11 protein-coding genes are annotated in these 13,561 nt (G+C 70.1%); 3 read left to right on the top strand and 8 right to left on the bottom strand.

The annotated features are described in order from the left end of the window. Positions 1-11 precede the first annotated feature (11 nt). Positions 12-2,192, bottom strand: coding sequence for an MMPL family transporter (locus WFI52_RS09875; RefSeq protein WP_336627050.1), 2,181 nt, complete (start codon positions 2,190-2,192; stop codon positions 12-14). 203 nt (positions 2,193-2,395) lie between these two features. Between WFI52_RS09875 and WFI52_RS09870 the strand changes: the two genes are divergently transcribed. After that, the gene (locus WFI52_RS09870; protein WP_336627051.1) at positions 2,396-2,761 is read left to right on the top strand and encodes an ArsR/SmtB family transcription factor; all 366 of its coding nucleotides are present in this window, start codon (positions 2,396-2,398) and stop codon (positions 2,759-2,761) included. 1 nt (position 2,762) lies between these two features. Then, positions 2,763-3,731 carry an SRPBCC family protein gene (locus WFI52_RS09865; protein WP_336627052.1) on the top strand — a complete coding sequence of 323 codons (969 nt, stop codon included), beginning with the start codon at positions 2,763-2,765 and terminating at the stop codon, positions 3,729-3,731. Between the two features lie 7 nt (positions 3,732-3,738). Here the strand turns inward: WFI52_RS09865 and WFI52_RS09860 are convergent, their stop codons facing one another. The 7 genes from WFI52_RS09860 to WFI52_RS09830 all read right to left on the bottom strand — a co-directional run bounded on the left by WFI52_RS09860 (position 3,739) and on the right by WFI52_RS09830 (position 12,277). Next, on the bottom strand, positions 3,739-4,242 hold the full coding sequence (locus tag WFI52_RS09860; RefSeq protein ID WP_336627053.1) for a DUF6611 family protein: 504 nt from the start codon (positions 4,240-4,242) through the stop codon (positions 3,739-3,741). A 107-nt stretch (positions 4,243-4,349) separates the two neighbouring features. Continuing rightward, the gene (locus tag WFI52_RS09855) at positions 4,350-5,033 is read right to left on the bottom strand and encodes a response regulator (RefSeq protein WP_336627054.1); all 684 of its coding nucleotides are present in this window, start codon (positions 5,031-5,033) and stop codon (positions 4,350-4,352) included. After that, on the bottom strand, positions 5,030-7,639 hold the full coding sequence (locus WFI52_RS09850) for a DUF4118 domain-containing protein (RefSeq protein ID WP_336627055.1): 2,610 nt from the start codon (positions 7,637-7,639) through the stop codon (positions 5,030-5,032). Before WFI52_RS09850 ends, WFI52_RS09855 begins: the two co-directional genes overlap by 4 nt. Before the next feature lie 9 nt (positions 7,640-7,648). Further along, positions 7,649-8,269: a potassium-transporting ATPase subunit KdpC gene (gene kdpC, locus WFI52_RS09845; protein ID WP_336627056.1), complete on the bottom strand. Its 621-nt coding sequence runs from the start codon at positions 8,267-8,269 to the stop codon at positions 7,649-7,651. 30 nt (positions 8,270-8,299) lie between these two features. Beyond that, complete coding sequence (kdpB, locus tag WFI52_RS09840; RefSeq protein WP_336627057.1) at positions 8,300-10,495, bottom strand: potassium-transporting ATPase subunit KdpB; 2,196 nt, start codon at positions 10,493-10,495, stop codon at positions 8,300-8,302. A gap of 1 nt (position 10,496) precedes the next feature. After that, positions 10,497-12,188 (bottom strand): potassium-transporting ATPase subunit KdpA, encoded by a 1,692-nt coding sequence (gene kdpA, locus WFI52_RS09835; RefSeq protein WP_336627058.1) that lies wholly within the window; start codon positions 12,186-12,188, stop codon positions 10,497-10,499. After that, positions 12,188-12,277 (bottom strand): potassium-transporting ATPase subunit F, encoded by a 90-nt coding sequence (locus tag WFI52_RS09830; protein WP_336627059.1) that lies wholly within the window; start codon positions 12,275-12,277, stop codon positions 12,188-12,190. Before WFI52_RS09830 ends, kdpA begins: the two co-directional genes overlap by 1 nt. Positions 12,278-12,565: 288 nt before the next feature. Here WFI52_RS09830 and WFI52_RS09825 point away from each other — a divergent pair, with 288 nt between their 5' ends. Beyond that, positions 12,566-13,534: a dioxygenase family protein gene (locus WFI52_RS09825; RefSeq protein WP_336627060.1), complete on the top strand. Its 969-nt coding sequence runs from the start codon at positions 12,566-12,568 to the stop codon at positions 13,532-13,534. Positions 13,535-13,561 lie beyond the last annotated feature (27 nt).

Here is a 13,561-nt window from a genome sequence, read left to right as displayed (position 1 = left end):
GCGTCGACGAGTCATCGGGACTCGGCAACGGCGCTCTGAGGGTCGGCATGCTCCGATTCTCCCGCGCCCGACTGCAGGGCGTGAGCCGCCGGGCGGCTGGGCAACCACATTCGATCCCCGAAGAGAGAGAACAATGCGGGGACGACAAGGGTGCGCACGACGAGTGTGTCGACGAGGACACCGATCCCGACGATCAAACCGATCTGTCCCAGCGTGACCAGCGGCAGCAGCCCCAGCGCGGCGAACACAGCAGCAAGCACAATGCCTGCGCTGGTGATCACACCGCCCGTCGTCGCAAGGGCCGTCACCATCCCGGCACGGGTTCCCTCCGTGCGCGCCTGAGCAAGCACCCGATGCACGAGAAAGATCGTGTAGTCCACGCCGAGCGCCACAAGGAACAGGAACGACAACAGCGGCACCTGAAGATCCAGGGCATCCCATCCGAACAGGACACGACCCAACCACGCACCGGCCCCGATCGCGGCGACCGCGCTGAACGCATTGACGATCAACAGCACCAGGGGCGCCACCAAAGCTCGCAGCAGCACCACGAGCACCAGGAACGTGAGGATGAGGATCAGTGGAGCGATCACCAGGAAGTCACGCAGGTTCCCTTCGCGTGCATCCACGTCTTCGGCGCCCTGCCCGCCCACCAGTGCATCCGCACCAGTGACGGCGTGTACCGCCTCCCGAAGCTCGCCGACCAGCACCCGGCTCTCCGGTGTCCCCGGGGCAGGCTCACCCACCACCGACAGTCGCACCAGCTCACCGTCAGTGCTGGTGCCCGAGGCCGTCACCCGAACGACCCCCGACACCGTCTCGGCCGCGTCGGTCACTGCCGCCGTGTCGGCTTCCCGCGCGATGACGACGAACGGCTGCGCCTGGCCGGCGTCGAAATGCTCCCCCAGCACCACGAGCCCCTCGGCCGAGTCCGAAGGGACACGGAACTTCTCCACCTGACTGAGACCGATCGACGCACCGAACAATCCCGCCGCCATCACCGCCAACAGTGCCACCCCGCCGACCAGCGGCAGCAGCGGCCGACGCACCACCCGCGCCGCTACCGTCCGCCAGACCCTACCCTGCGACCCCGTGCCCTCTCCCGCGCGGGGCACGAACGGCCAAAACACCCCACGTCCACTCACCGCCAACGCCGGGGGCAGCACCAGCAGCACCGCCGCGAGGGCGATCACCAGCCCCAGCGCACACGCGATACCCAGCCCACGGGTACCCGGGATGACCGCCAGCACGAGCGTCAGCAACGACAGAACGACCGTCACATTGGACGCCAGAATCGCCGGAGCCGTTCCGCGCCACGCCGACGCAAGCGCACGGCGATGATCCGGCTCCACCACGAGGTTCTCCCGGTAGCGGGAGATCAGAAGTAGCGCATAGTTCGTCCCCGCGCCGAACACCAGAACACTGACGATGCCCGTGTCAAACGACAACCCCAGCGCCCCACCCAACGCCGTTGTCACCTTGCTCGCCGCCTGGTCAGCCACCGCCACAACTACCAGCGGAAACAGCCACAACAGTGGGGAACGATACGTGAAGATCAATAGAACGGCGACGATTCCGATCGTCACCAAAAGCAGCGTGAAGTCCGCACCATCAAAAGCGGACGCCACATCCACCCCGAACGCCGGGCCTCCTGTGACGTGCAACGTCACACCACCGACACGTTCGTGGGCAACGAGTTCGCGCACCTTCTCGACAAGCACGCGGTCCGCGGCCGTGCCCTCGTCCGTCACCGGTGCGGTGACCTGTACCACCGCAGCGCGGCCATCGTCGCTCGGAAACGGTCCGAGCACCTTCGCCTCTTCGAGCTCTCCGAGATCAGCAGCAACTTGCGCAAGCTCCTCGCTCTGCGCATCGCTCAACGAGGCACCGTCAGTGGTGGAAGCCACCACGATCAACGTGCGCTCGTCCGCACCGGGAAACTCATCCGTCAGCGCAGCAACCCGCGCGGACTCCGAATCCGGCGGTGCGCTCTGGTTCGATGCCGTCATCGAAGCACGACCGAAGCCGCCGATAAGCGCCACCAACACCAGAGCACCGGCGACAAGCCACACCCACGCACCACGGCGTGAGGTCAACGAACGGGATAAAGACTCTGAGAACGAACGCACCCACTCATCCCAGCCGCCCTTGGCCGCAGTGCCATCATCCGTCCCGCCGACCCCAAAATCCATCAAAAGGATGACGTCACTCCGTAGAGAAACGCGCTGAGCGAGGGACGATCAGGAACTCGTTCGTCCCCTACCGCGAGCGTTCTGCTGACACTTGTGCACTCGGAACGTGAGCCTGTGTCATTCAAAGTCCATCTGTGTCATCGCAACGCGATTCCGACAATTGTCCTTGACACGCGGCATCCCGCGCTCTAACGTACAACCAAATGGTTGTACAAAACGAACTGAGCGACGATGAGATCGACCGTGTGTTCCACGCCCTCGCGACGGCGACCCGCCGCGACATCCTGCGGCGCACGATCGAGGCGGAGCAGTCGGTGTCGGCCCTGGCCGCCGACTACGACATGTCCTTCGCCGCGGTGCAGAAGCACGTGGCCGTCCTCGAAGCCGCGCACCTCATCGTCAAGCGCGCCGAGGGGCGCGAGCGCCTCGTCCGCGCGGACCCCGTCATGATCGCCCGTGCCCGGGCGCTCCTCGCCCGCTACGAAGACCTCTGGCGCGCTCGCATCGATCGACTCGATGCACTGCTCGCCGAACCCGAGAACCGCACGACCTCACACGAAGGAGAGTGACATGCCCGTCACCGACATCACGACCGACCCCGAGAACCTCACGATGACGCTCGTGGCCGATGCCGCCGCCCCCGTCGACCGCCTGTGGCGCGCGTTCACGCAGCCCGACCAGCTGTCGCGCTTCTGGGGCCCTCCGGGGTGGCCGGCGACGTTCACGGCGTTCGACCTGCGCCCCGGCGGCCGTGCCGAGTACCACATGACCGGCCCGAAGGGCGAGCGCTCAGGCGGCGCGTGGGAGGTGCTGAACGTCGACGAGGGCCGGTCGTTCGAGGTGCTCGATTCGTTCGTCGGAGAAGACGGCGAGAAGCTCGACGGCTTCCCCTCGATGCGCATGGTGTTCACGTTCGAGGCGACGGGTGCCGGGTCTCGCCTGTCGAACACGACGTACTTCCCCTCGGCAGAAGCGCTCGAGCAGGTCGTCGCGATGGGCGCCGTCGAAGGCTCGCGCATGGCGATGAACCAGCTCGACGCCGTGCTCCAGGACCTCCGCGACTACGCCGAGGGCAAGGGCACCCGCACCGAGATCCTGAGCGACCAGCACGTGCGCATCACCCGCCTCATCGACGGGCCGCGAGAACTCGTGTGGCGCGCGCACCACGAGCCGGACCTCCTCAAGACCTGGCTCCTCGGCCCCGACGGGTGGCAGTTGATCGAGTGCGAGGTCGGCGACGCGTACCGCTACGTGTGGCAGCAGGGCGACGACGAGGCATCCCGCTTCGGCTTCGAAGGCGAGACCGTGCTCTCGGCGCCCACGTGGCGAGAGGTCACGACCGAGCGGATGATCGGGATGGAGGGCCCGACGACGCTCAACGACCTGCAGCTCTACGAGGAGGACGGTGCGACGCTCCTCACTCTCGTCATCGAATACCCCGACGCGGCGACGCGCGACATGATCCTCGCCACCGGCATGACCGACGGCATGGAGGCGAGCTACGCGCGCCTCGAGGAGGCGGTGCGCGCCGCCGCGTGAGCCGCGCCTACGATGCCGCGCAGACCTGCGCGGCATCGTAGGCTGCGCGCCAGCGCGCGCGGTGCGTCGCGGCGTCGATCCTGCCGGCGGCGAGATCCGCGTCTGCGTCGTCGAGTTCGTGGACGAGGCGGTCGAGATCGCCCCAGCGGTGATCGTGGGTTCCGTCGCGGCGGTCGTTGGACCACAGCTCGTGGATGCGGCTGGACAGAGACCCCACCGACAGCCACATCGCGACGATCGGCGTGCCCCATCCCAGGATTGAGATGGAGACGGCCGAGGGTGTCCCGAGAACAGGGGCCAACAGCACCGCGGCGACCACCGCGAGTACGAACCCCACCCCGGGCCACACGTGCAGAGCCCGCCACAGCCGCCGCTCGCGCACGGTGATGTCGGGTGGGAAGATCCTCAACCGCACGTGCGCGCCGCCGTAGCGGCCGGGGTCCGTCTCGGACGTCCCCCAGGTCCGTCGAGACCGGGCGAGGGCGGGAGAGTGGGCGGAGGAGAGGATCATGACCGTCATCGTCTCTCCGCTCCCGATGCCGGCCGCCGGATCCTCACGGCATCCATGCGGCAGCATGCCCGCCGCTCACGGGATCCTCTCGCCGGAGCGATGCGCGCTCAGTCGATCACGAGGCGATAGCCCATGCCCGATTCGGTCAGCAGATGACGCGGCGCGGCCGGGTCGGCCTCGAGCTTCTTGCGCAGCTGCGAGACGTACAGCCGCAGGTAGCCGGTGTCGGCGACCTGCTCCGTTCCCCAGATGTCCTTCAGCAGTGTCTGCCGCGTGACGAGGGCGCCGGGATGCCGCGCGAGGAACTCGAGCATGCGCCACTCGGTCGGGGTGAGGTGCACGGGCGCCCCCGCGCGCGTCACGATCTTCGCGGCGAGGTCCACCGTCACGTCGCCGAAGCGGACGACTGGATCGGCGCTCGCCCCGGCGGACGGCGTGGAGCGCCGTGCGAGGGCACGCAGCCGCGCGAGCAGCTCGTCGACCTGGAATGGTTTCGTCACGTAGTCGTCGGCCCCGGCATCCAGGGCGTCGACCTTATCGGCCGATCCGGTGCGCCCCGAGACGACGATGATCGGCGCGTCGGTCCACCCCCGCAGCGCCTCGATGACGCGGATGCCGTCGAGGTGCGGCATACCGAGGTCGAGCAGCACGATGTCGGGGTGCGCCTGTGCCGCAAGCGTCACCGCGGCAGCCCCGTCGGCGGCCGCGACGACCTCGTAGCCGTGCGCGGCAAGGGTGATCCGCAGGGCCCGGACGAGCTGCGGATCGTCGTCGGCGACGAGGATCTTCATGCGTCCGATCCTCTCCCACGGGGCGACCCCGCAGCGCCGGTGCCGGCATCCGTTGCGGGCGCAGCGACCGGCAGCTCGATCACCATCGTGAGGCCACCGCCCGGGGTGTCCTCCGGCGTCAGCGTGCCGCCCATGCCCTCCGTGAACCCGCGGGAGAGCGCGAGCCCGAGTCCGAGGCCCGTCGTGTTGTCGGTGTCGCCGAGCCGCTGGAACGGCGAGAAGGCCTCGCCGCGGCGCTCGGGGGGCAGCCCCGGGCCGTGGTCGACGATGCGGATCTGCGCGCGATCCTGGAGCCTGCTGGTCGTCAGGCGCACGCGCGTGGTGCTCGAGCCGCCCCGCGCGTCGGAACGCGGCTCGTACCGCAGCGCGTTGGCCAGCACGTTCACGAGCACGCGCTGCAGCAGGACGGGGTCGGCCAGGAGCGGCGGCAGCTCGTCGTCGAGCGCCAGATCGACGTCGGCGGGGCCGAGGCCCAGCTCGTCGACGGAGGCCACGACGACGGCTGCGGCGTCCACCGGCGTGAGAGACACCGCGAGCACACCGGCCTCGACCCGCGACACGTCGAGCAGGTCCGTGACGAGCGACGTCAGCATCGCGAGGCTCTCGTCGGCGGTCGCGAGCAGTTCCGCGCGGTCGGATGCCGAGAGTCCAGGCCCCGCCGCACGGAGGCCCCCGATCGCCGCGACGGCCGCCGCGAGGGGACGGCGGAGGTCGTGGCTCACGGCGGACAGCAGGGCGCTGCGCACCTGATCGGCCTGCGCGAGGACATCGGCCGCCTGCGCGGTCTGCTCGAGCCGCCGCTGATCGAGCGCTCCCTCGAGCTGGGTGACGATGACCTGCAGGAGCCGCCGCTCCGCGGCATCCAGCGGCGCGCCGTGCAGCTCGAGGACGGCGCTCGAGCCGACCGGGATGGCGACCGGCTCGACTTCGCCGTCGCGGCCTCCCGCGGAGCCGCCCCCCGCAGCCCCGCCCCGCGCGCGGAGGGGCTCGCCGTCGCTCGCGACCGTCTCGCCGTCGACGACGAGGCGCACGCCGGCGAGCGAGAACGCCTCGCGCGTGCGCGTCACGAGCGCGGGGAGAGCGCCTTGCCCGCGCAGCACGCTTCCGGCGACGGTCGCGAGCAGCTCCGACTCCGCGGCGCGCCGCCGCGCGAGGCGCGCCGCTCGCGCGGCCCGGTCGACGACGATGCTCACGAGCAGCGCGATCACGACATAGAGGACGAGCGCCCACGCGTGCCGGGGGTCGGCGACCGTCACGGTGTAGAACGGCCGGACGAAGAAGTAGTCGAGGGTGAGCCCCGACATCACCGCCGCGAACACGGCGGGCCAGATGCCGCCGACGAGCGCGACCACCACCACGAGAAGCTGGTAGGCGAGGACGTCGGTGGTGATCGTCTCGTCGGTGCGGAACGAGGCGATGAGCCACGTGAGGAGCGGCCCGCCGACGAGCGCGACGGCGAAACCCGCGATGCGGCGCCGCGCGCTCAGCGCTGTGCCCGCCAGCCGCGGCAGCGCGGGGCGCCCGCCGGCGGCGGAATGGGTCACCATGTGCACATCGATGTCGCCCGACTCGCGGATGACCGTCGAGCCGATACCCGGCCCGGTGAGGGCGGCGGCGAGCCGCCCGCGGCGGCTGACCCCCACGACGAGCTGCGATGCGTTGACCGACCGCGCGAACTCGACGAGCGCGCGGGGGACGTCGGCGCCGACCACCTGGTGGTAGCTGCCGCCCAGCTGCTCGACGAGGGCGCGCTGCGCCGCGAGGGCCCCCGGCGTCTCGTTGCGCAGCCCGTCCTGAGTCGTCACGTGCACGGCGAGCAGCTCGCCGCCGGCGGAGCGGGCTGCGATCCGGGCTCCCCGCCGCAGCAGCGTCTCGCCCTCGGGTCCCCCGGTCAGCGCGACGACGACGCGTTCGCGTGCCTGCCACGTGCCGGTGATGCCCTGCTCGGCGCGGTAGGTGTTGAGCGCCGAGTCGACCTCGTCGGCGAGCCACAGCAGCGCGATCTCGCGCAGGGCCGTGAGGTTGCCGAGGCGGAAGTAGTTCGACAGGGCGGCATCGATCCGCTCGGCGGGGTAGACGTGGCCGGCCGCGAGGCGATCGCGCAGCGATTGGGGGGCGAGGTCGACGACCTCGATCTGGTCGGCCGAGCGCACGACGGCGTCGGGCACGGTCTCGCGCTGCGCGACACCCGTGATCTGCAGTGCGACGCCGCCGAGAGACTCGATGTGCTGCACGTTGACCGTCGTGATGACATCGATGCCGGCATCCAGCAGTTCTCCCACGTCCTGCCAGCGCTTCTCGTTCCGGGAGCCGGGGGCGTTCGTGTGAGCGAGCTCGTCGACGAGAGCGAGCTGCGGAGCGCGGGCGAGCACGGCATCGAGATCCAGCTCGTCGAGCGCGACGCCGCGGTGGCTGACGTGCCGTCGCGGCACGATCGGCAGGCCCTCCGTGAGCGCGGCTGTCGCGGCTCGGCCGTGGGTCTCGACGACGGCGATCACGACATCGGTGCCGGCATCGCGCAGCCGCCGGCCCTCCTCGAGCATCTCGTACGTCTTGCCGACTCCGGGGGCCGCGCCCAGCAGCACTCGCAGCCGTCCGCGTCTCATGGCTTCACCCTAGTTTCCGGTCGCGCTCAGCGCGTCGAGGGCCAGGTTCAGCTCGAGGACGTCGACGCGCGGGTCGCCGAGGAAGCCGAGGTCGCGGCCGGTCGTGTGCTGTGCGACGAGCTGCGCGACCACGTCGACCTGCAGGCCGCGCGCGGCCGCGACGCGCGCGACCTGCAGGTCGGCGTACGCGACCGAGATGTGGGGGTCGAGGCCCGAGGACGACGCGGTGACCGCGTCGGCCGGCACGGCGCTCTCGGGCACGCCCTCGAGGGCGGCGACGGCGGCCCGGCGCTCGCCGATCGCGGCGATGAGGTCGGTGTTCTCGGGCCCGAAGTTGGACCCGCTCGACGCGCCGCCGTCGTACCCGTCGCCCGCGGCGGAGGGCCGCGACTGGAAGTACTCCGGGAGCGCGTCGCCCGCGGCATCCGTGAAGGACTGCCCGATGAGCGCCGAGCCGACGACGGTACCGTCGCGGTCGATGAGCGCCGAGCCGTTCGCCTGCCACGGCAGGAGCACCTGCCCGATGCCGGTGACGAGCAGGCTGTAGCCGACGCCGAGCACGAGAGTCGCGACGAGCATCGCGCGGACGGCGACGCCGGCGGTGCGCAGGGTGGTGCGTGTAGAGGACATGGGGTGCCTTTCCAGAAGGGCGGAGCCGGGTCAGAACCCGGGAAGGAGGCTCACGATGAGATCGATGAGTTTGATACCGACGAAGGGCGCGACGACACCGCCGAGGCCGTAGACGAGGAGGTTGCGGCTCAGCGTCTTGGACGCGCTCTGCGCGCGGTACGTCACGCCGCGGAGGGCGAGCGGGATGAGGAACACGATCACGATCGCGTTGAACACGATCGCGCTCGTGACGGCGGATGCCGGGGAGTGCAGCTGCATCACATTGAGCACCTGCAGCCCCGGGAAGACCCCTAGGAACATCGCCGGGATGATGGCGAAGTACTTCGCGATGTCGTTCGCGAGCGAGAAGGTCGTGAGCGCCCCGCGCGTGATCAGCAGCTGCTTGCCGATGCGCACGATGTCGATGAGCTTCGTCGGGTCGGAGTCGAGGTCGACCATGTTGCCGGCCTCCTTCGCCGCCGACGTGCCGGTGTTCATCGCGACGCCGACGTCGGCCTGCGCGAGCGCGGGCGCGTCGTTCGTGCCGTCGCCGGTCATCGCGACGAGGTTGCCTCCCTGCTGCTCGCGCTGGATGAGCGCGAGCTTCTGTTCGGGTGTCGCCTCGGCGAGGAAGTCGTCGACGCCGGCTTCCTTCGCGATCGCGGCGGCGGTGAGGGGGTTGTCGCCCGTGATCATGATCGTGCGGATGCCCATCGCGCGGAGCTCCTCGAACCGTTCGCGCAGCCCCTCTTTGACGACATCCTTCAGGTGCACGACGCCGAGGACGCGCGCGGCGGTCGCAGAAACTCCGGTGATCGGGCGATCGAGCGTCGCGACGACCAGCGGAGTTCCGCCCCCACCGGCAATCTCGTCGACGATCTTCAGGAGTTTTGTGCGCGTGGGTGCCGGCAGCGTGACCCCTTCGGCATCCAGCCAGGCGAGGACGGCGGACGCCGCGCCCTTGCGCACCATCGACGTGCCGCCGTCGCCGGTGGCGAGATCGACCCCGCTCATGCGCGTCTGCGCCGTGAACGGCACGGGTGTCGCACCCGCCGGGGTCTCGACGTGGACGCCGCGGGTCGCCGCGAGCTCCACGATCGACACGCCCTCGGGCGTCGGGTCGGCGAGCGACGAGAGCGCCGCGGCGCGGGCGAGATCGGTCTCCTCGACGCCGTCGAGCGCGACGAACTCCGACGCGCGGCGGTTGCCGTACGTGATCGTGCCGGTCTTGTCGAGCAGCAGCGTCGTGACGTCTCCCGCCGCCTCGACGGCGCGTCCCGACATCGCGAGGACATTCCGCTGCACGAGTCGGTCCATCCCGGCGATGCCGATCGCCGACAGGAGCGCCCCGATCGTCGTCGGAATGAGGCAGACGAGGAGCGCGACGAGGACGGGGATGGAGACCGGGGATGCCGCGTAGGAGGCGATCGGGTTCAGCGTGAGCACCACGAGCACGAACACGATCGACAGGCTCGCGAGCAGGATGCCGAGGGCGATCTCGTTCGGCGTCTTCTGGCGCGACGCGCCCTCGACGAGCGCGATCATGCGGTCGACGAAGGTCTCGCCGGGCTTCGACGTGATCTGCACCACGATGCGATCGCTGAGAACCCGCGTGCCGCCCGTGACGGCGGAGCGGTCGCCGCCCGATTCGCGGACGACCGGCGCCGACTCTCCCGTGATCGCCGACTCGTCGACGGTCGCGATGCCGTGCACGATGTCGCCGTCACCCGGGATGAGCTCGCCCGCCGACACGACGACGACGTCGCCGAGTGCGAGGTCGCTCGAGGGCTTCTCGTCCGTCGGGGTGCGCAGCGCCGCGGCATCCTCGTCCGGTTCGTAGCCGATGACGACGCGCGCGAGCGTTGCCGTGCGGCTCGCGCGCAGGGACTGGGCCTGCGCCTTGCCGCGGCCCTCCGCGACCGACTCGGCGAGGTTCGCGAAGACGACCGTGATCCAGAGCCAGATCGCGATGCCCCACGTGAACCCGAAGGGCACCGGGCTGCCGCCGGAGGCCTCGGGCCCGCCGAGGAACGGCTCGGCGATCGCGATCGCGGTCGTGAGCGCCGCGCCGACCCAGACGAGGAACATGACGGGGTTCCGCCACAGCGCCGCGGGGTTCAGCTTGCGCACGGCGCCAGGGAGCGCCTGCCACAGCTGGGCGAGGCTGAATGCGCGCGCCGGTGTCGGCCGTTCGCCGGCCGGCTGCGGCACCGGGGTCGAGACGTCGGGAGTGGTGAGGGTGGACATGTCAGACGAGCCCTTCCGCCAGGGGACCCAGCGTGAGAACGGGGAAGTAGGTGAGTGCCGTGACGACGACCGCGACGACGGCGAGAAGGCCCACGAACTGCGGTCGGTGGGTGGGGAGGGTGCCGACGGTCGTCGGGACCCTCTCCTGCGCCGCCAGCGAACCGGCGAGGGCGAGAGCGAACACGATCGGCACGAACCGGCCGAGGAGCATCGCGGCGCCCAGTGCGGTGTTGAACCACGGCGTGTTCGCCGTGAGGCCCGCGAAGGCCGAGCCGTTGTTGTTCGCCGCTGAGGTGAACGCGTAGAGGACTTCGCTGAGGCCGTGCACGCCCGGGTTCCAGATCGACGTCGAGGTCACGTCTTCGCGAACGGCGGGGATCGCGAAGCTGAGTGCGGTCCCGCCGAGGACGAGCGCCGGCGTCACGAGGATGTACAGGCTCGCGAGCGTGATCTCGCGCGGCCCGATGCGCTTGCCGAGGTACTCGGGGGTGCGGCCGATGAGGAGCCCGCCGACGAAGACGGCGATGACGGCGAGCACGAGGATGCCGTACAGGCCCGTGCCGACCCCGCCCGGGCTGATCTCGCCGAGCATCATGTTGAGCATCGGCATCATGCCGCCGAGCGCCGTGTACGAGTCGTGCATCGAGTTGACCGCGCCTGTCGAGGTGCCTGTCGTCGCCGTGGCGAACAGGGTCGATCCCCAGATGCCGAACCGCACCTCCTTGCCTTCCATCGCGCCACCCGCGAGCTGCGGCGCAGAGCCGGCCGCCCGCAGCTCCAGCCACGTGACGAGCGCGAGGGAAGCCGTGAACAGGGTCGCCATGACGGCGACGATCGCGTAGCCCTGGCGGTGATCTCCCACCATGCGCCCGAAGGTCCGCGGCAGAGAGAAGGGGATCGCGAGCACGAGCAGGATCTCGACCAGGTTCGTCCACGGGGTCGGGTTCTCGAACGGGTGTGCCGAGTTCGCATTGAAGAACCCGCCGCCGTTCGTGCCGAGCTCCTTGATGACCTCCTGGGATGCCACGGGCCCGCCCGGGATCGTCTGCGTGCCGCCCGTGATCGTGGTCGCGTCGGTGAAGCCGGCGAAGTTCTGCACGACGCCCCCGGCGATCAGCACGACCGCCAGCACGATCGACAGCGGCAGCAGGATGCGGCCGAGGCCGCGCACGAGATCGACCCAGAAGTTGCCGATCGTCGCCGAGCCGCGCCGCGCGAAGCCGCGGACGAGCGCGATCGCGACGGCGATGCCGACTGCGGCCGAGACGAAATTCTGCACGGCGAGGCCCGCGAGCTGCACGGTGTAGCCCATCGTCAGCTCGGGCGAGTAGCTCTGCCAGTTGGTGTTCGTGACGAACGAGACCGCGGTGTTGAACGCGAGTCCCTCGGGCACCGCAGGCAGTCCCAGCGAGAAGGGCAGGAACGCCTGCAGGCGCTGCAGGGCGTAGACGAACACGACTCCGGCGAGCGAGAAGAGCAGCACGCCGCGCGTGTACGCGGGCCAGGTCTGTTCCGACGCGGCATCCACGCCGATGACGCGGTAGATGCCGCGCTCGACGCGCGCATCGTGCGTGCTCGTGAAGACGCGCGCCATCCCGTCGCCGAGGGGCCGGTAGAGGAGGACGAGCGCGAGCGCGACGGTCGCGATCTGCAGGATGCCCGCCCAGATCGAGGCGGTATCGGTGCCGGTCATCAGAATCTCTCCGGCAGCACGAGCGCGATGACGAGGTAGACGACGGCGGCGACGCCGAGGAGGGCGGCGAGGGCGGAGAAGACGATCACTTGAGCTTCTCCACCCCCTTCGCGATGAGCGCGACGAGCCCGAACAGGGCGAGCGTCACGATGAGGAAGAGGATGTCGGTCACGGCATCCGATACAACTCCCGCGCCGACTCGGGGCCGGGCGTCCTCACGGATTCCATACGGGCGTCGCGGGGGTCCTCACGCGTTCCATGCGGCGACAGACGCCGCGTTCTGTTCATAGAAATCGCATAGTCGGATCATCGTTCCCTCCTGAGAGAGCGGGCGAGAGTGAGTGTCATTCACCCCACCCGCGACCCAGGAGGCGACCATGATCCGCATCCCCGAGCCCGACCAGACTCCCGACGGCCCCGCCTACGAGGGGCGCCTGCTCGACCGTCCCGACGACGAGGTCGTCGATCAGGGCGCCGGCTTCGACATCAGAACCCTCGTCACGCGGCGGTCCGTGCTCGGGCTCGTCGGCCTCGGCGCCGGCAGCGTCGCGCTCGCCGCCTGCAGCGCCGCCGCGTCAACGACCGCCTCGCCGTCGGCCACCGCCACGGTGACGGCGACGCCCACCGCGACGGCGACCCCGACACCGACCCCGACGGCGACGGTCGACTCAGCCACCTCCGAGATCCCCGAAGAGACCAACGGCCCCTACCCGGCTGACGGCACGACCGACGTCAACGTGCTCGCCGACTCGGGCATCGTCCGCAGCGACATCAGGTCGAGTCTCGACGGCGGTACGACGGTCGCCGGCGTCCCCCTGACCATGACGTTCAAGGTCACCGACCTCGCGAACGGCAACGTCCCGTTCGCCGGGGTCGCCCTCTACGCCTGGCAGTGCGACGCGCAGGGTCTGTATTCGATGTACTCCGAGGGCGTCGAAGACGAGACGTACCTGCGCGGCATCCAGATCGCCGACGCCGACGGCCTCCTCACCTTCCAGACCATCGTGCCTGGCTGCTACCGGGGACGCTGGACGCACATCCACTTCGAGATCTATCCGGATGCCGCGTCAGCCACCGACGTCGCCAACGTCATCGCGACCTCGCAGCTCGCCTTCCCCGCCGACATGCTCTCGGGCGTCTACGCTCTCGACACCTACTCCGGCTCGGCGGAGAACCTCGCCGACGTCGGTTCTATCGACAACGACAACGTCTTCGGGGGCGGCGACTACAGCCTGCAGATGCCGACCTTTTCGGGCGACATCACCTCGGGCTTCATCGGCACCCTCGCCGTCGCCGTCGACACCACCACCGCGCCCGGCGTCAGCGGCGGCGGCGCCCCGCGCTGATCCCCCCTCCACCACGTACTACCGCTA

Origin of the sequence: Microbacterium sp. MMO-20 (genome assembly GCF_037147735.1) — a bacterium.
Classification (GTDB): domain Bacteria; phylum Actinomycetota; class Actinomycetes; order Actinomycetales; family Microbacteriaceae; genus Microbacterium.
The sequence above is the reverse complement of the archived record's forward strand: the minus strand, read 5'-3'. Positions and strand labels throughout refer to the sequence as shown.